Source organism: Sorangium sp. So ce131 (assembly GCF_051519095.1).
Taxonomy (GTDB): domain Bacteria; phylum Myxococcota_A; class Polyangia; order Polyangiales; family Polyangiaceae; genus Sorangium.
Genome location: NZ_CP150455.1, coordinates 7,627,501 through 7,644,039 on the forward strand (window position 1 = coordinate 7,627,501; position 16,539 = coordinate 7,644,039).

Here is a 16,539-nt window from a genome sequence, read left to right on the forward strand (position 1 = left end):
CAGGGTTCTCCCGGTCAAGGTCGCCCTCCCACGCTGGGAGGGCAGCGGCTTGCGCCGTGCCCTTCGTATCACGGCTGGATCCGGGCGCGCAGCTGGCGTAGCCCGTCGGCATGGATCGTCCTCGAGAAGGCTCCGGGATCCGCGACGCAATGCAGAGCAGCTCCGGCATCGTCGTCCGCCACTCCCTCCGGGTGCTCACCCTGAACATCTGGAACCGGCAGGGCCCGTGGGAGGCGCGCCTCGCGCTCATCCGGAGGGGCCTCGGCGAGCTCTCGCCCGACCTCGTCGGGCTGCAGGAGGTCCTCTCGCACGAGGGCCGCTCGCTCGCCCACAGCGTCGCCGAGGGGCTCGGCTACGACGTCGCCTTCGGGATGGCGCACGACCTCGGCGGCAACGTGCTCTTCGGCAACGCCGTGCTGTCGCGCTGGCCGATCGCGCGGAGCCAGACGTTCCCCCTGCCCACCGGCGACACCGACGAGAAGCGCGCGCTCCTGTTCGCCGAGATCGACTCGCCGCACGGCGCGCTCCCGCTCTTCGTCACCCACCTCAACTGGAAGTTCCACCACGGCGCCGTGCGCGAGGCGCAGGTCGCCGCCGTGGCCGACATCGTGATGCGGGAGGCGCCGATGGAGGGGCTGCCGCCCATCGTCGTCGGCGACTTCAACGCGCAGCCCGAGTCCACCGAGATCCGCTTCATGAAGGGCCTGCACGCCCTCAACCAGAAGAGCGTGTACTTCGCCGACACGTTCGACCAGAGCGGCAAGGGCCCGGGCTTCACCTTCGATCCCCTGCGGAACCCGTTCGCGGCGATCACGCACGAGTACCCGCGCCGCATCGATTACGTCTTCGTGCGCGGCCCGGACAAGCAGGTGCGAGGCAAGCCGCTCTCGTCGCGGGTCGTCTTCGACGAGGTCGAGGACGGCGTCGCCGCCTCGGATCACTACGGCGTGCTCTCCGAGATCTCCATCTAGCACGGTCGCCTCCGGCCCTCGCACGACGCGGAACCAGAGCGGCGGTCGCCCGCCGCTCTTCTATGTACACTGGTCGCATGTCGTCCCCTCGAGGTCCGGGCGGCGGACAGCCGAGCCCGCCCGATGCGCCCGGCGAGAGCTCACCTGCCCCGCCCGCCGGCGAGGTCCGCGTCGGTCCGGTCGTGCCCGACGCGCTGGCGCTCATCGGCGGGACGCCGCTCGTCCGCCTGGCCCGGATCTCGCCCGAGGGGGGCGGCGTCGTCTACGGCAAGCTCGAGTCGATGAACCCGGGCGGCAGCGTCAAGGACCGGGCGGCGCTCGGCATGGTGCTCTGCGCCGAGCGCGACGGGGCGCTCAAGCCGGGGTCGACCATCGTCGAGGCGACGAGCGGCAACACCGGGATCAGCCTCGCGATGATCGCCGCCGTGCGCGGGTACCGGTGCGTGGTAGTGATGCCCGAGGACATGAGCGTCGAGCGCCGGCACATCCTCCGCGCGTACGGCGCCGAGATCGTCCTCACGCCCGAGGGCCAGGGGATGGGGGGCGCGGTCGCCCGCGCGATCGAGATCTGCGAGGCGACGCCCGGCGCCTGGACGAGCCGCCAGTTCCACAACCCCGCGAACCCCGGCGCGCACGCGCGCGCCACCGGCCACGAGATCCTCGCGCAGACGGGCGGCGACATCGCGGCCTTCGTCGCCGGCGTGGGCACCGGCGGCACGCTGACCGGCTGCGGGCGCGTGCTCCGGGACCGGCTGGGCCGCGCGGTCCGCATCTGCGCGGTCGAGCCCACGAAGAGCGCCGTGCTCTCCGGGAGAGGCCCGGGCCCGCACGGCATCCAGGGCCTCGGCGCCGGGTTCGTGCCGGCGATCCTCGAGCGCTCGCTGATCGACGAGATCCTCACGGTGACCGAGGCCAGCGCGACCCGCATGAGGCGGCGCCTCGCCCGCGAGGAGGGGCTGCTGGTCGGGCCGAGCTCCGGCGCCAACGTGCACGCGGCCGTGGAGGTCGCGCGCAAGGTGCAGGGGACGATCGTGACGGTGCTGCCCGACTCGGGCGAGCGTTACCTGCTCTGAGCCTCGCCGCCGCGGGCCGCGAGGCCGCTGCTCTGAGCCTCGCCGTCGCGGGCCGCGAGACCGCTGCTCTGAGCCTCATGAGACGCAGGCGCGCCCCCGGCGCCGCCTTCGACGGCGTGGAGGACCCGCTCGACCGTCGGCCCGTGGAGCGCGAGCAGCCCCGACGGGGCCACGCCCAGGGTCACGGTGAGCGCCACCATGCCGAGCAGGAACGCCCGCTCGCGGAACAGGAGCGCCTCGACCGCGGCGCCCCTCAGGGGGCGCGCGAGCGGGCCGAGGAAGGCCTGCTGGAACGCGCGGAACAGCGTGATGCCGTTGATCGCCGCGGCGGTCAGCGCCAGCACCGCCAGCACCGGGTGCACGTGCAGGATGCCGTGCAGGAGCAGGTCCTCGCCCACGAACGAGAGCGCCCCCGGCGTCCCGATCGCCGCGCACGCGAGCAGGAAGAAGAAGGCGGCCATGCGCGGCGTCCGGGCCACGAGCCCGCCGAGCGCCCGCATGTCCGCCGTGCCGGCGCGCGCCTCGAGCGCGCCGATGACCATCGCGAGCCCCGTGATCGCGATCGACGACGCGACGCTCTGCAGGAGCGCGCCGCTCACGCTCTGCGCGTTCAGCGTGGCGAGCCCGAGGAGCACGAGCCCCTTCTGGCTCGCCACGAGGTAGCCGAGCAGCCGGCGCAGATCGGTCTGGACGAGGGCGAGCACCGCGCCGTGCAGCGCGCTGATCAGGCCGAGGACGGCGAGGATCGGCATGTCCTCGGCGCAGGCCGCGGGCAAGAGCGGCACCGCCACGCGCAGGAGCACGCAGACGCCGACCGGCATCTCGGCGAGCAGGAGGGTCACGCCGAGCGGGCCGCGCTCCAGCAGCACGGGCAGCCAGCCGTGGAACGGCACGGCGGCCATGCGCATCAGCACGGCGACCACGAGGAGCGCGAAGATCGGCGCCTGCCACGCCTCGGGGACGCCGACCCGGGCGATCTCGTCGACGTCGAACGGCAAGGCGGCGCCGCGGCGCGCGGCGATCACGGCGATGGCGCCGAACGCGAGGACGAGCGGCGCCGTGCCCCCCACGAGGAAGATGCGGCAGGTGCGCCGGAGCAGCGGGTCCTCGGCGCGGACCTTCCCGATCAGGCGCGCGCCCGGGACGAGCGCGGCGATCCACGCCGCCGCGAGCACCGCGAGGTCGGCGGCGCAGAACACGGCCAGGATGGCGCTCGCGGTGGCGAGCAGCGCCGCGGCGGCGCGCCGATCGAGCGCGGCGCGCGGGCCCGCGGCGATCAAGGCGAGCAGCACGAAGCCGAGCAGCGGGAGCAGGCCGGTGGTGTAGCCGTCGACGCCGAGGCGGAGGCGCACGCCGACGAGCGGCAGGGCGGGGCCCCCGGAGGCGAGCGCGACGCCGGCGCACGACAGCGCGAGCGGCGCGAGCGAGAGGAGCAGCGTGAGCGCCGCGCCGGCGAGCGCCGCGCGCCGCGCGCCCTCGTCGGTGCGCGCCCGCGAGGCGAGGAGCGCCGCGGCCGCGGGCGCGAGGACGAGCGCCCCGAGGAGCGGGAAGGCGCTCATGGCTGCGCCCTCTCGGTGTCGCGCGCGGTCGGCTGGAACGCCATCGCGCGCGCGCCATCACCAGGCGCGGCGCGCGCGCGCCGCGCCGCCTGCGCGCCGGGCTCGTCGGCGGCGCGCTCGGGCACGCCGCTCAGCGCCGCCACCCAGCGGCGCTCGATCCGATCGAGCAGGCGCCCGACGCGCAGCAGCGGCGCGGCGACGAGGCGCTCCTCCAGCGGCTCGAGGTGAAAGCGCTCGAGGGACAGCCAGTACGCGCGCCGCACGAGCGCCGGCGGCAGGAGCCGGCCGGCCACCCCGAGGTGCGGCAGCGGCTCGCCCGCGTGCGCCGCGCGGATCTCCTGCGCGTCGCGGAGCGCCGAGGGGGCGCGCAGCATCTGGAGGCACCGCAGGCACGCGTGCGCGAACAGGTGGACGAGCGCGAGCCAGTAGAGCCCGAGCCCGATCTCCACGAACATGAGCCCGACCTGCGTCATCGTCGCGTGGGCGAGCGCGCTCTTCACGTCCGCCTGCACGCGCCCCACCATCGTGCCGTAGACGGCGGTCGCCGCCCCGACGCACGCGATCACCGCGCTCGCGGCGGGCGATCGCTCGAGCAGCGGGGCCACGCGCAGCATCAGGTACACGCCCGCGTGCACCGAGATCGCGCCGTAGAAGAGCGCGCTCGAGGGCGTCGGCCCCTCCATGGCCCGCGGCAGCCAGCTCCCCAGCGGGAACTGCGCGCTCTTGCCCATGGCGGCGACGAACAGGCACAGGGCGAGCGCCGTGGCCGCGCCGGGGCCGAGCGGGGCGGCGGTCCCGGGCCAGGGGCCGCCGCCGAACACCTCGCCCCACTGCGAGGAGTGGGCGAGATCGTGCATGAGCACCGCGCCCCCGAGCAGCCCGACGTCGCAGAGCCGGTACGTGATGTAGACGCGCACCGCCGCCCGCGGCGGCGCCGCGCGGTCGTGGAAGAAGGCCACGAGCAGCACGCTCGTCGCCCCGACGAGCTCCCAGCCGGCGAAGAGCAGGTCGACCGTGCCCGCGGACACGAGCCCCAGCATGCCGGTCGAGAACAGCGCGAGGAGCAGGAAGAACCGCGCGAACCCGGCCTCGCGGTGCAGGTACGCCACCGAGAACCTGCCGACCACGAGCGCGATCAGCGAGACGAGCACCATCATCGTCGCCGACAGCCGGTCGACGAGCAGGACGACGTCGAACTCGTAGCCGCCGACCTTGAACCAGGGGCCGAGCGCCACCGGCAGGAACGCGTAGGGCGCCGCGACCGCCGAGGCCCAGATCGCGAGCGACGCCGCGAGCGAGACCGCGAGCGCGGACAGCACGACGCGCTGGACGACGCGCTCGCTCGGCGTGCGCAGGAGCAGCAGGTAGGCCCCGAGCGCGGCGAAGGCCGCGGCCGGGGAGAGCACAGCGAGCGCGGCGAGCTTGCCGAGCAGGACGTCAGACAGCATGGATTTCGGCCTCTCGCCGCGTGGACGCGGCACGGATGAGCGCGGGCGGGACGAACCCGGCTTTTCCGGCGTACCAGTCGCCGGAGCGCAGGACCGCCGGAACGGGGTGGTCCGGGGGAGAGAACGGCGCGAAGCCGCCACCGTGGAAGCGCGCGATCTCCCCCGTCGCCGGGTCGACGCAGGCGAGCTGGATCCAGCCGTTGCCGATGAGCTCGCGGAGGGCCGGCTGCCGCGCGCACAGCGCGGCGGCCGTCTCCGTGCTCGCCTCCACGACGACGAGCAGGCGCACCGGCTCGTGGATCTCGATCATCTGCTTCGGCAGGCCGGTGCGCAGGTCGCTGAGCGATCCCTCCATGACCCCGAGCAGCGAGACGAGGTTGTGCGGGAGCTTGGTGCCGGCGCCGTAGCGGCGGTTGTCGACGCAGGAGAAGTAGTACTCGAGGTTGATCCCCGCCCCGACCGGGCCGACCGCGAGCAGGATTCGCTCGAGGATCGCGCCGGTCTTGTCCTCCGCCGGGTCGTACGAGACGAGGAACGCCCTGCGGTCGAGGAACAGCCCGCGGGTGAGCGCGCGTCGGCCGACGACGCACACGGCGTTGGTGACGTGCCCGAGCTCGGGGCGGGCCTCGCTGAGGTCGGCGGCGCGCGCCTCGACGTGGGCGAGCGCGCGCGCGGGGCCGCCGTCCTTCGGCGCCAGCGCGAACCTCCGGCAACGCTCGTGCGCGTGCAGCTCGCGCGCCGCGTCCAGGGCGCCGCGCAGCGCCGAGAGCTCGCCGCGGTGGGACGCCGGCGCGAGGTGCTGGTCGTAGAGGACGATCTCGTCCGTCGTCGTGTTGTACAGGCCGCCGAGGAAGAGGGTCCCGTCCGGGATGTCGATCCCCCGCGCGCGGAGCAGGGCGCGGACCTCGGGGTCGTTCGCCATGCCCGCGAACAGCCGGGCGTTCGGGCCGCCGTGGCGGCCGCCGCAGGCGCCGCAGTCGTACGCCGACTGGTGCGGGTTGTTCACGCTGGTCGATCCGTGGCCGAGCACGGCGACGATCGGCGCGAACCCGCGCGTGAGCCCCATGTTCTCCAGCGTGGCGGCCACCCGGGCCGCCTTCTGCGCGGCGGTGAACGGCCGCCCCTCGCCGCCTTCGGCCGAGCCCTCCTCGTGCGGGCTGTGGAGCCGCGTCGGCACCGGGGGGAGCAGGCGCCGCTCGAGCGCGCGGCGCAGCCGCGCCGTCGCCCGCGGAAAGAGGATGCGACCGACGAGCGGGAGGGTGGAGAGCAGGCCCAGGGTCGGCGTGAGCAGCACCCCGCGCGCCATCGTGCGGGTGCTGCGCCCGAGCGCGTGCACGAGCCGCGCCCAGCGCCTCCTGCGGGCGCTCCGGCGCTGGCCCGCCTCCTCCTCGTGCGGCCGCTCGACGATCTCGTGCGCCGGCTCCACGCCGACGGGGCAGAGGCTCACGTGGCCGGCGTCGTCGAGGCCGCGGTAGCGGATCGGCACGCCGAAGAACCCCGCCACGCCGAAGGTCTCGTGCCGCGGCGAGAGCTCCTCGAAATGGCGCCGGATGCCCTCGCAGCGGTCGTCGATGCAGAAGACGAGCTGGAACCGGGGCTCCGACACGGCGCGGTCCTCCTCCGGGCGGCGGAGGTTCGCGGCGATCCCGTGCAGCACCTCGACCCGGTGGTGGTGCTCGTACGCCTCGTGCAGGACGCGGCGCCGCGCGAGCTCGTCGAACGCCTCGAGCGCCTCGAGCGCCGAGACCCGCTCGGCCTCCGAGAGCGGCTCGACCTCGGCGGCCGAGAGGCCCGCGAGCTGGGCGAGCTGGAACAGGCGGAACGGCCGGCCGTGATCCGGCGCGCGGGGCGGCGGGGCGGCGGGGCGGCGGGGCGGCGGGGCGCGTCGCGCGTGCTCGGCGAGCCCGGCGAGCGGCCCTTCGTACCCGAGCCGCCGGCGCGCGACGTCGCGCAGCGCGCGCCGGGCGAGGGTCAGGCGCACGGCGAGGTACTCGATCAACGACGCGGGCGGCGATCCCTCCGGCCGGTCGCCCGGGGTGTGCTCGAGGCGGTGGATCATGCCGGCCCAGCCCGGCAGCTCGAGCAGCACGCGCAGCGTGTACCCCTCCCAGTGTTCCTCGGCGACGCCGAGCTCCTCGAGGGCGCGGACGACGACGTCGGCCGGCGACAGGCCCTCCGCGTCGAGGCGGCGGAGCTCCGCGTCGAGCCCCGCGAAGGCCGCGGCGGCGGGCCGCGAGCCCCCGAGGACCATGTCGAGGAAGCAGCGCCAGAGCCCCTGCGCCCGATCGGGCATCGCCCAGTGCGCGACGCCCTCGTCGAGGTAGGCGCCGAGCAGCCGGATCACGAGCGGATCGACGAGCTCGGCGGCGTCATCGCCGCACATCTCGAGCAGCAGATCGCGGTGCGACCGGTCGACGCCGACGCGATCGACGAGCGGCGGCTCCGCGGGCGGCGCGGGCGGCAGCGGCACGGCGCGGCAAACGTCCCAGAGCGCGAGGGCGGCGAGCGACTCCGGGTCGCGGCCGCCGCGGTCGCGGAGACGCTCGGCGAGCTCGGGGCGCGCCGCGAGCCAGCGCTCGGTGCCCTGGACGATGCGCAAGCGACGCTCGGGGGGGACGTCGGCCCGGAGCCTGCGCGTCTCCCCGGCCTCGGAGGTGCGCCAGAGGAGGCCCGCCGCGGTCTCCGCCTCGATCGGGTAGCGCAGGGCGAGCCGCTCGATCTCGCGCCGCGACAGCGGTCCCTGACGATCGTGGGCGCGCTCGTCAGCGAGCCCGGCGAAGCGCTCGGCGAGCGCCGCCTCGAGGTCCTCGTCGCGGATCCGGCCCGACGCGATGTGCGCCCGGTACTCCGCCTCGGACAGGTACGGCTCGGCCTCGAAGACGGCGGCCGCCGCGGCGACCGCCTCGTGGAACGGCAGGTGCTGGAACGCGTGCAGCGTGTTGTGGTGGACGAACACGCCGATCGGCCCCTGCGCCGGCAGGAAATGCCCGGCGTGCGCGACGGCGGCGGCGAGGCGCCCGCCTCGGGCGGCGCTCGCGTCGTGATCTGGGGAAGGCTCGCTGCTCATGAAGATACCGGATGGAAGGGGTGCTTCTCGGGCCCCGGCGAGGTCCGCCCGCTTTCACGGCGGAGGGCCTCGCCGCGGCTCAGCGCTCGGCGACGGGGGTGATGACGACCCTCTTCCTCGCCGAGAGCGGGTGCGACGACATCTGGCCGTGGCCGTCGAGGCCCGCCAGGGTCAACGTCTGCCCCTTGTGCGCCAGCGTGGCCTTGAGCTCATGCAGGTTGGACAGGGTCGTGTGGTCGACCAGGCGCGCGTCCGCGAAGTTGATCTCGATGTCGGGCGCGCTCGCGTGGCTCGCGATGCGCCGCCGGAGGCTGAGGTAGTTGCTGAAGATCGCCGCGTGCCTGACGCGCAGCACGATCCGCCCCCCCTCGACGCGCTCCTCCACCTCGGATCGGAAGAGGGTCCGCAGCGGCGCGCCGTTCATCACGTGGATGAGCAGCTTCACGACGATGCCGGCGGCGACCCCGACGAGCAGATCGGAGGCGATGCACAGCGCGGCCGTGGTGACGAAGATGGCGAGCTGCTCCGGGCCGATCCGGAGCGTCTTCACGAACTCCTTGGGGGACCCGAGGCGGACGCCCGTGAAGGTGAGCATGGCGGCGAGCGCGGCGAGCGGGATCCGGTGGATGAGCCCCGGCGCGAAGGCGACGAAGAGCAGGAGGAAGGTCCCGTGGAAGAAGTTCGACAGGCGGCTCTTCGCGCCGTAACCGATGTTCGCGGAGCTGCGGACGATCTCGGAGATCATCGGCAGTCCGCCGAGCAGGCCCGCGACCAGGTTGCCTACGCCCGTGGCGAGCAGATCCTTGTCGAGGTCGGACCGACGCTTCTCGGGATCGAGCGAATCGACGGCCTTCGCGGAGAGCACCGACTCGATGCTACCCACGAGCGAGAACATGGCGATGTACTTGATCGACCCGGGCGTGCCGACGTGGCTGAAATCCGGGAAAACGAAGGCCTGAAGCAGGTTACCCGGCAGGTTGACCAGGAAATTCGGCCCGATCGCGTACGATGTGTGGGTCGCGGCCAGCGTGTAGGTGTGCTCGTGCTCGAGGTCGAAGACGTAAGCGAGCGGCATGGCGACCGCCAGCACCAGCATCGGCGCGGGGATCTTCTGCATCCAGCGCGATCTCTTGGCGACCACCGGAAAGCCGAAGAGGAGGACCAGCGAGAGGACGCCGATCGCGGCGATCTCGGGGTTCAGCCGGGCCAGGCTGCGCGGGATCTCGAGGAGCAGGTGGAGCGGCTCCTTCGCGCTCGGCGTGACGCCGAGGAGGATGTGGATCTGCTTCGAGCAGATGATGATCCCGATGGCCGCCAGCATGCCGTGCACCACCGAGGACGGGAAGAAGTCGCCCAGCTTGCCGGCGCGCGCCAGCGCGAACGCGATCTGCGTGACCGCGGCGACGACGATGCAGGCGAGCGCGCGGCGGTAGCCGACGGCGTTGTCCCCGCCGCCGAGCTCCTGCACGGCGCCGAGCGCGATGACGATGAGGCCCGCGGCAGGCCCCTTGATGGTCAGCGGCGCGCTGCCGAGCCAGGTGGCGACCATGCCGCCGACGACCGCGGTGAGCACGCCGGCGATGGGCGGAAACCCGCTCGCCATGGCGATGCCCAGGCAGAGCGGCAGCGCGATCAGAAAGACGAGGAACCCGGAGACGAGATCGCTCTTCCACGAGGAAGGGGAAGACGAGGGCGCTTTCGCCGGCGTGGACGCCGGCGCGCTCGGAATGCTTGACCTGGACATGGCGGTGATCGGCCTCGGCTACGCGGGCGTCGTGGCGCCCACAGTTCGTCAGGACACGCCCGAAGACGGGACGACGCGCCGCGCGGTTCCCGCGTCAGGTGGCGATTTCGTGCGGTCGGCCCGGAACCTCGGCGCGGGTCCGTTCCGTCCCAGGGCCGCCGATGTACAGCCTCCCCTCCCTCGAGGTGCCGCTCCTCGCGCCGCCGCGGCGCGGACCGCCGGCGCTCCCCCGCCGTCCTTTCCACGCTAGAGTTCGGGGCGCCGACGATCTAGACGCCCGAACGTCCCTCATGACCGGATCGCGACCCCTGCTCGGTGAATCGCGCGCGCACTTCGAGTCGGCGGTGCGCCCGACGTTGCCGCGCCTTTATCGATTCTGCGTCTCTTTGTGCGGCGATCGAGATCGAGCGGACGATCTGTTCCAGAACGCGCTGCTCAAGGCCTACCTGCACGCGGGGGCGTTCGAGGGGCGCTCCGATCTCGGCGTCTGGCTCTGCGGGATCGCTCGGAACGAGTACCTGGAGGCCCGCCGGACCGAGGCGCGGCGCCGCGGCCTGCTCGATCGGCTCGTCGAGGCGTGCACCGAGGTCCTCGGCGTGTTGCCTCACGCCGAGGTCCCGAGCCCGGAGGCGACCGCGATCCTGAGCCAGGATACGGCCGTGCTCCTGGCCTGCCTCCAGGAGCTCCCGGAGGAGTTTCGCACCGTGGTGGTGCTATGCGACATCGAGGAGCTTGGTTATGATCACGTGGCCGATCTCCTCGGGATCCCCAAGGGGACGGTGAAGAGCCGCCACGCCCGCGGGCGCGCGCGGCTCCGCGATGCATACGAGCGCATGGCGGCGCAGCGCGTCGTCGCGGCGCGGGAGGAATCGACGTGAGCGGACACGACCACGATCTGCCCCCGCTTCCGCCGGATCTCGCGGCGAGCATGCGGGCGCTGCGCTCGATGAGCCCTTCGGAGACGCTGATCGAGCGCGCGCTGAGCAAGCTGCCCGAGCAGCGGGAGCGCCCGCCGGCGGAGCGCCCCGAGCGACCCCAGCCGACGAGCGGGCGCTGGCGATGGGGCGCGATCCTCGCGGCGCCGGCGCTCGCCGCGGCCGCGCTCGCCGCCGTCCTCGCGGGCGGCGGGGACGAGAGCTCTCCGGCGATCGAGCGCTCCGAGGAGCTCGCCGTCGCCCTGCCTGACGACGGGCAGGCGTGGATGCACCTCGATCTGTGGACTCACCACCACGCCGACGGGCCGGCGGTGGTCCACCTGGAGGTGCCCGAGCACGTGCGCGTGCGGCTGCCCGACGGCGAGGGCGGGGCGCTGGAGCAGCACTGTCAGCAGGAGCGGTGTGCGCTCCGGCTCACCCGGTACCGCGACGAGGCGCCGCTCAGCGTGGCGGTCGCGCAGCCGGGGCGTTACGAGATCCACGTGCTCCACGAGTCGGAAGAGGCGCGCGTGCGCGAGCGCTTCGTGCTGACGGCGGTGCGCGACTGAGCGACGGCGCACTGCAGGGCTGAGCCGCCGGTGAGCCGGGGGGGTCGCTGCCCGGGAGCCCGGCAGCGCACCGGTAAGGTTTTCCCTGGTTATGCGGTAAGGCTGCTCTGGTTGCTGCCCCGGCGAGGGCGCGCGCTATGTAGCGCGCGGCACAGGCCGAGCTCGACTGGACGCCAGGCTCCGGCGCCCCGGGCACGCCAATGTCTGCCCATGCAGTAAGCTCTGTCGCATGGCTGCGACAAAGCTCAACGCCGACCTACAATTTCGGACGCTGGTCGAGAGCGTGAAGGACTACGCCATCTTCATGCTCGACACCGAGGGCCGCGTGGTCACGTGGAACGCCGGCGCGCAGCAGATCAAAGGTTACTCCGCGCAAGAGGTGATCGGCATGCACTTCTCGCGCTTCTATCCGGCCGAGGCGCTCGAGCGCAACTGGCCAGAGAGAGAGCTCGCCGAGGCGCGGCGCCAAGGGCGCTTCGAGGATGAAGGCTGGCGCGTGCGCAAGGACGGCTCGATGTTCTGGGCGAACGTCGTCATCACGGCCATCTACGACGAGCGCGGCGAGCTGCGCGGCTTCGCCAAGGTCACGCGCGACCTGACCGAGCGCAAGCGCCAGGAAGAGTCGCTGCGGCAGAGCGAGGAGCGCTTCCGCATGCTGGTCGAGAGCGTGAAGGACTACGCCATCTTCATGCTCGACACCGAGGGCCGCGTGGCCACGTGGAACGCCGGCGCGCAGAAGATCAAAGGATACTCCGCGCAAGAGGCGATCGGCACGCACTTCTCGCGCTTCTATCCGGCCGAGGCGCGCGAGCGCAACTGGCCAGAGGCGGTGCTCGCCGCGGCGCGGCGCGACGGCCGCTTCGAGGACGAAGGCTGGCGCGTGCGCAAGGACGGCTCCATGTTCTGGGCGAACGTCGTCGTCACGGCCATCCGCGACGAGCGCGGCGAGCTGCGCGGCTTCGCCAAGGTCACGCGCGACCTGACCGAGCGCAAGCGCCTCGAGCACATCGAGTCGAACGCTCGCCGCATAGAAGAGTTCGTGGCGATGCTGGCGCACGAGCTGCGCAATCCGCTGGCGTCGATATCCAACGCGACCGGCGTCCTCAGGCTCGAGACCCAGGCGAGCGCCCAGGTCGCCTGGGCGGCCGGCGTGATGGAACGACAGGTCGGCCAGCTCGTAAGGCTCGTCGACGACCTGCTCGATGTGAGCCGCATCACGCGCGGTAAGATCATGCTGGAGTGCAAGCGCGTCGATCTCACCGACGTCGTGGAGCGCGCGGCGGAAGCGTCACGGGCCTGGATCGACGCGCGCGAGCAGGTCCTGGAGGTACGGTTGCCAGGCGAGCCGCTCTTCATCAATGGCGACCTGGCGCGGCTCACGCAGGTGGTGACCAACCTGCTGCACAACGCGGCGAAGTTCACGCCGGCGGGCGGCTCGATCCGGGTCGCGCTCGAGGCGGACGACACGCGGGCGACGCTCCGCGTCAGCGACAGCGGCGTCGGGATATCGCCCGAGCTGCTGCCGCACGTATTCGATCTGTTCACGCAGGGTGATCGCAGCCTCGACCGCGCGGACGGCGGGCTGGGCATCGGCCTGACCATCGTGCGCCGCCTGGTCGAGCTGCATGGCGGGAGGGTCCGAGCGGCCAGCGAGGGCCCCGGCTGCGGCAGCGAGTTCGTCGTGCAGCTGCCGCGGCTGGCGCAGCCTGCGGCGCAGCCTTCGCCGAGCGCGCCCGCGGAGCGAGCCGGGCAGAAGCTGCGCGTCCTCGTCGTCGACGACAACCGGGACTCGGCCGAGAGCATGGCGATGCTGATCCGGCGGATGGGCAACGAGGTGCACCTCGCGTTCGACGGTCCTTCAGCGCTCGATCTCGCGGCGCAGCTCAGGCCGGACGCCGTGCTGCTCGATATTGGCATGCCCGGCATGACCGGCCATGACGTCGCCCGGGAGCTGCGCCGCATTCCGGACCTCGCCGGGCTCTCGCTGATCGCGATGACCGGTTACGGCCAGGATGCGGATCGCCGCGCGACGCAAGAAGCCGGGTTCGACGTGCACCTGGTCAAGCCCATCAGCGCGGACGTGCTGAAACGGCACCTGGAGAACATCGCCGCCCGCGCCCGGGCGCGATGAGCCCATCGACGGGACCGCCGCGAAGCAGGGGCCCGACCCGGGCTGACGTCCAGCCTCCGGCAGCCTGGCCGCCGCGCGGCGCAGGGCGCCGGCGAGCGAGGCGAGCCCGCGAGCAGACCAGGGCCGCGGTCAGGTGTGTTGCTCGGCGCGCTTGGCCTCGTCCCAGTAGCCGTCGAGCTCCTCGAGGGTGAGCGTGTCGTCGGCCGCCTTCGCCGGCCAGCCCCCGTGCCGCTCGACGACCCGCCGCTCGACGTGCTCGAAGCGACGGGTGAACTTGTCGATGGTCCGACGCAGCGCGCCCTCGGCGTCGACGCCGGCGTGGCGCGCCAGGTTGCCGAGCGCGAAGAGGACGTCGCCGAGCTCCTCCTCGATCGCGTCCTTGTCGCCGCTCGCGAACGCCCGGTCGAGCTCCCCGAGCTCCTCCTCCACCTTCGCGCGCGAGCCCCGCGCGTCCGGCCAGTCGAAGCCGACGCGCGCGACCTTCTCGCCCACCCGCTGCGCCCGCGTCAGCGCCGGCAAGCTCCGGGGCACGCCGCCGAGCACGCCGCGATCCTTTCCCTGCCGCGCCCGCTCCGCCGCCTTGATGCGCTCCCAGTTCTGGAGCACCTCGTCGGCGTTCTCGGCGCTCTCGTCGGCGAACACGTGGGGGTGGCGCCGCACGAGCTTCTCGCAGATCGCCGCGACCACATCGTCGGGGCCGAACGCCCCCTCGGCCCGGGCGAGCTCGGCCTGGAAGACCACCTGGAGCAGGAGGTCGCCGAGCTCGCCGCACAGCTCCTTGCGATCGCCGCCGTCGATGGCGTCGATCACCTCGCAGGCCTCCTCGAGCACGTAGCGTCGCAACGAGGTGAAGCTCTGCTCGCGATCCCAGGGGCAGCCGTCGGGGGCGAGCAGGCGCTGCATCAGCTCGACGAGGCGCGGGAACGTGCGGCCGGCCTGCTCGGGCAGCGGCGGGACCGCCACGGGATCGAAGGGGCGAGGCATGGGGCAGCTACGTAGCGCAAACCGCTCCCGCTGAGGAGGCCGAGGAGGCGGTGTCTGGCGCAGGTGGGCCGGCGTAGGGAGAGCGAGGGAGAGCGCGGCGAAGGCGAGAGGGAGGCGAGAAGGGGGCGAGAGGGCGAGCGCGAGGAGGAACACGTGAAGCCAGACGAACGCGCGCGTCCGTCTGGCTTCACGCGCCGGAGCGTGAGAGAAAGATAAAGAAGACGTGGAGACGCAGGGGGGATCGGGCGGCGGGAAGCGGCGAAATCCCATGAAGAGCGCAGGGTACGTGGTGCTGTTCACGATTGCCGGGTGCTCGCAGGGGGTGTGTCGGTGCCCGGAGAGCGTGCCGGGGGTGGCGCCGGGGACGGGAACGGGGACGGGCCCGGCGGCGGTGGCGCCGGAGGCAGGGGCAGCGGGAACGGCGCAGCCCGGGGCCGAGGCCGGGACCGGCGAGCAGGAGGCCCTGGACGAGCAGATCAAGCCGCTGCGGCGGGGCGGGCGGCGGCTCGTCGCGGAGCCGCCGGACGACGCGGAGGAGGCGGCGTACGGCGCCTGGGTGACGGCGGCGGCGCGCGCGGCGCAGGGCCGGCAGCCGCCGCCGGCCGCGCCGGCGGGGTTCGCGCTGCGGGTGGTCCCGGGCCGCGATCTGTGGGTGCTGTCCGAGGACGGCTCGCGCCGCCGCGGGGCGGCCGCGGTGGTGCTGCGCGCAGGGGCCGCGGCGCCGCTGATCGTCGAGGCGCCGCACACCTTTTTCGACCGGGGGACGTTGCCGATCGCGCTCGCGTTGTTCGAGGCGCAGCGGGCGCGGGCGCTGATCGTCAACACGTCGCACCGGTACGGCGGGGGCCCCAGGCCGGGCGACGCGGGGCCGGACGACGAGGGCGCGGAGAGCGGGAGCGGAAGCGCGGACGAGGAGGGCGCGGGCGGCGGGGCGCAGGGCGCAGGCGGCGCGGCGCAGGGCGGGGCCGGCGCGACGCAGGGCGCGGGCGGCGGGCGGCGGGGAGCGGCGGGCGGCGGGGAGCGGGACAGCGGGCGCGGCGGGGCTCGCGACGACGACCTCGCCGCCCGCGCGCGCACGGCCGCGGCGCTCGCCTTCGCGGACGTGGCGCACGCCGAGCGATCGTTCTTCCTGTCGGCGCACCGGGCGCTGCTCCAGAGCTTCCCCGGCGCGCCGGCGGTGCAGCTGCACGGCTTCCAGGACAGCTCGGCCCCGGACGCCGCCGCCGTCGTCAGCGCCGTGGGGCCCGGCGCCGATCTCGACCGGCTGCTCGGGCCGCTCCGGGCGGCCGTCGGCGACGGCAAAGTCCTACCCTACCCGGCCGAGATCAAGAAGCTCGGCGGCAGCACGAACGTGCAGGCGCGCTGGTCGCGGCAGGTGGGCGCGCCGTTCTATCATGTCGAGCTGTCGCGCACGCTCCGCGACAAGCTGGTCGAGGACGCCGAGCTCCGCCGCCGCTTCGCGGGCGCGTTCGCGGGGATCGCGGCGGGCAAGGAGGCAGGCCCGGCGGAGGGCGACCGCGCCGCGCCGGGCGCGGCGCGCTGAAGGGAAGCGCTGAGCGCAAAAGGAGCAACCCCCATGAGCGACGGAGCTCACAGCCGCCGGCGGCCTTTGCGCCTTTGCGCCTTTGCGTTGAAATCTCTCTTCTTTCGCCGTGATCCCTGCCAAGACCTCTGCGGAACCAGGGGACGCTCTGGGGCCCCCACGTCGCCGGCCATCCCGGTGCAGGATGACGCGGGGCCCCGGGAAACCGCCCGCTCGCACGGAAGCTGCGCGCAGGAGGGCGGCTCCAGGGCGAAGCCGGTCCCACCGCCCCTGTGCCCCCGGATCACCGCTCCCGAGGCGGTCCCACCGCCCCCGTGCCCCCTGGATCACCGCTCCCGAGGCGGTCCCACCGCCCCTGTGCCCCCTGGATCACCGCTCCCGAGGCGGTCCCACCGCCCCCGTGCCCTCTGGATCACCACTCCCGAGGCGGTCCCACCGCCCCCGTGCCCCCTGGATCACCACTCCCGAGGCGGTCCCACCGCCCCCGTGCCCCCTGGATCACCACTCCCGAGGCGGTCCCACCGCCCCCGTGCCCC

General features: G+C 73.8%; 11 protein-coding genes. 6 read left to right on the plus strand and 5 right to left on the minus strand.

Annotated elements, in window-relative coordinates; all coding sequences use genetic code 11:
• The first annotated feature begins 110 nt into the window (after positions 1-110).
• Together WMF43_RS27790 and cysK are read left to right on the plus strand one after the other, a co-directional pair.
• Positions 111-971, plus strand: coding sequence for an endonuclease/exonuclease/phosphatase family protein (locus tag WMF43_RS27790; RefSeq protein WP_437669053.1), 861 nt, complete (start codon positions 111-113; stop codon positions 969-971).
• Between the two features lie 182 nt (positions 972-1,153).
• A complete protein-coding gene (gene cysK / locus WMF43_RS27795; protein WP_437684095.1) occupies positions 1,154-2,044 on the plus strand; it encodes a cysteine synthase A in 891 nt (296 codons plus the stop codon).
• Here the strand turns inward: cysK and WMF43_RS27800 are convergent.
• The 4 genes from WMF43_RS27800 to WMF43_RS27815 all read right to left on the minus strand — a co-directional run bounded on the left by WMF43_RS27800 (position 2,032) and on the right by WMF43_RS27815 (position 9,862).
• Positions 2,032-3,603 carry a complex I subunit 4 family protein gene (locus WMF43_RS27800; protein WP_437669055.1) on the minus strand — a complete coding sequence of 524 codons (1,572 nt, stop codon included), beginning with the start codon at positions 3,601-3,603 and terminating at the stop codon, positions 2,032-2,034. The two genes, cysK and WMF43_RS27800, sit on opposite strands and share 13 nt — an antisense overlap.
• The gene (locus WMF43_RS27805) at positions 3,600-5,051 is read right to left on the minus strand and encodes an NADH-quinone oxidoreductase subunit 5 family protein (protein ID WP_437669057.1); all 1,452 of its coding nucleotides are present in this window, start codon (positions 5,049-5,051) and stop codon (positions 3,600-3,602) included. The genes WMF43_RS27800 and WMF43_RS27805 overlap by 4 nt, the downstream gene beginning before the upstream one ends.
• Positions 5,041-8,118: a YbcC family protein gene (locus WMF43_RS27810; protein ID WP_437669059.1), complete on the minus strand. Its 3,078-nt coding sequence runs from the start codon at positions 8,116-8,118 to the stop codon at positions 5,041-5,043. Before WMF43_RS27810 ends, WMF43_RS27805 begins: the two co-directional genes overlap by 11 nt.
• A 79-nt stretch (positions 8,119-8,197) precedes the next feature.
• Complete coding sequence (locus tag WMF43_RS27815; protein WP_437669061.1) at positions 8,198-9,862, minus strand: SulP family inorganic anion transporter; 1,665 nt, start codon at positions 9,860-9,862, stop codon at positions 8,198-8,200.
• Between the two features lie 290 nt (positions 9,863-10,152).
• On the opposite strand from WMF43_RS27815, the gene WMF43_RS27820 reads away from it, so the two are divergent.
• The 3 genes from WMF43_RS27820 (at position 10,153) to WMF43_RS27830 (ending at position 13,476) form a co-directional block, all read left to right on the plus strand.
• Positions 10,153-10,740: an RNA polymerase sigma factor gene (locus WMF43_RS27820; RefSeq protein ID WP_437669063.1), complete on the plus strand. Its 588-nt coding sequence runs from the start codon at positions 10,153-10,155 to the stop codon at positions 10,738-10,740.
• Complete coding sequence (locus WMF43_RS27825; protein WP_437669065.1) at positions 10,737-11,345, plus strand: hypothetical protein; 609 nt, start codon at positions 10,737-10,739, stop codon at positions 11,343-11,345. The genes WMF43_RS27820 and WMF43_RS27825 overlap by 4 nt, the downstream gene beginning before the upstream one ends.
• Before the next feature lie 229 nt (positions 11,346-11,574).
• Entirely contained in the window at positions 11,575-13,476 is a 1,902-nt protein-coding gene (locus WMF43_RS27830; RefSeq protein ID WP_437669067.1) for a hybrid sensor histidine kinase/response regulator, read from the plus strand.
• A gap of 129 nt (positions 13,477-13,605) precedes the next feature.
• Here WMF43_RS27830 and mazG read toward each other — a convergent pair whose 3' ends face one another.
• Positions 13,606-14,460 (minus strand): nucleoside triphosphate pyrophosphohydrolase, encoded by an 855-nt coding sequence (gene mazG / locus WMF43_RS27835; protein WP_437669069.1) that lies wholly within the window; start codon positions 14,458-14,460, stop codon positions 13,606-13,608.
• A gap of 268 nt (positions 14,461-14,728) precedes the next feature.
• On the opposite strand from mazG, the gene WMF43_RS27840 reads away from it, so the two are divergent.
• Positions 14,729-16,003: a hypothetical protein gene (locus WMF43_RS27840; RefSeq protein ID WP_437669070.1), complete on the plus strand. Its 1,275-nt coding sequence runs from the start codon at positions 14,729-14,731 to the stop codon at positions 16,001-16,003.
• Positions 16,004-16,539 lie beyond the last annotated feature (536 nt).

Excerpts from the sequence above, each read along its gene's own strand:
- WMF43_RS27790 (WP_437669053.1), top strand. The coding sequence starts at position 111 with ATGGATCGTCCTCGAGAAGGCTCCGGGATCCGCGACGCAATGCAGAGC.
- WMF43_RS27800 (WP_437669055.1), bottom strand. The coding sequence starts at position 3,603 with ATGAGCGCCTTCCCGCTCCTCGGGGCGCTCGTCCTCGCGCCCGCGGCC.
- WMF43_RS27805 (WP_437669057.1), bottom strand. The coding sequence starts at position 5,051 with ATGCTGTCTGACGTCCTGCTCGGCAAGCTCGCCGCGCTCGCTGTGCTC.
- WMF43_RS27810 (WP_437669059.1), bottom strand. The coding sequence starts at position 8,118 with ATGAGCAGCGAGCCTTCCCCAGATCACGACGCGAGCGCCGCCCGAGGC.
- WMF43_RS27815 (WP_437669061.1), bottom strand. The coding sequence starts at position 9,862 with ATGTCCAGGTCAAGCATTCCGAGCGCGCCGGCGTCCACGCCGGCGAAA.
- WMF43_RS27820 (WP_437669063.1), top strand. The coding sequence starts at position 10,153 with ATGACCGGATCGCGACCCCTGCTCGGTGAATCGCGCGCGCACTTCGAG.
- WMF43_RS27830 (WP_437669067.1), top strand. The coding sequence starts at position 11,575 with ATGGCTGCGACAAAGCTCAACGCCGACCTACAATTTCGGACGCTGGTC.
- mazG (WP_437669069.1), bottom strand. The coding sequence starts at position 14,460 with ATGCCTCGCCCCTTCGATCCCGTGGCGGTCCCGCCGCTGCCCGAGCAG.
- WMF43_RS27840 (WP_437669070.1), top strand. The coding sequence starts at position 14,729 with ATGAAGAGCGCAGGGTACGTGGTGCTGTTCACGATTGCCGGGTGCTCG.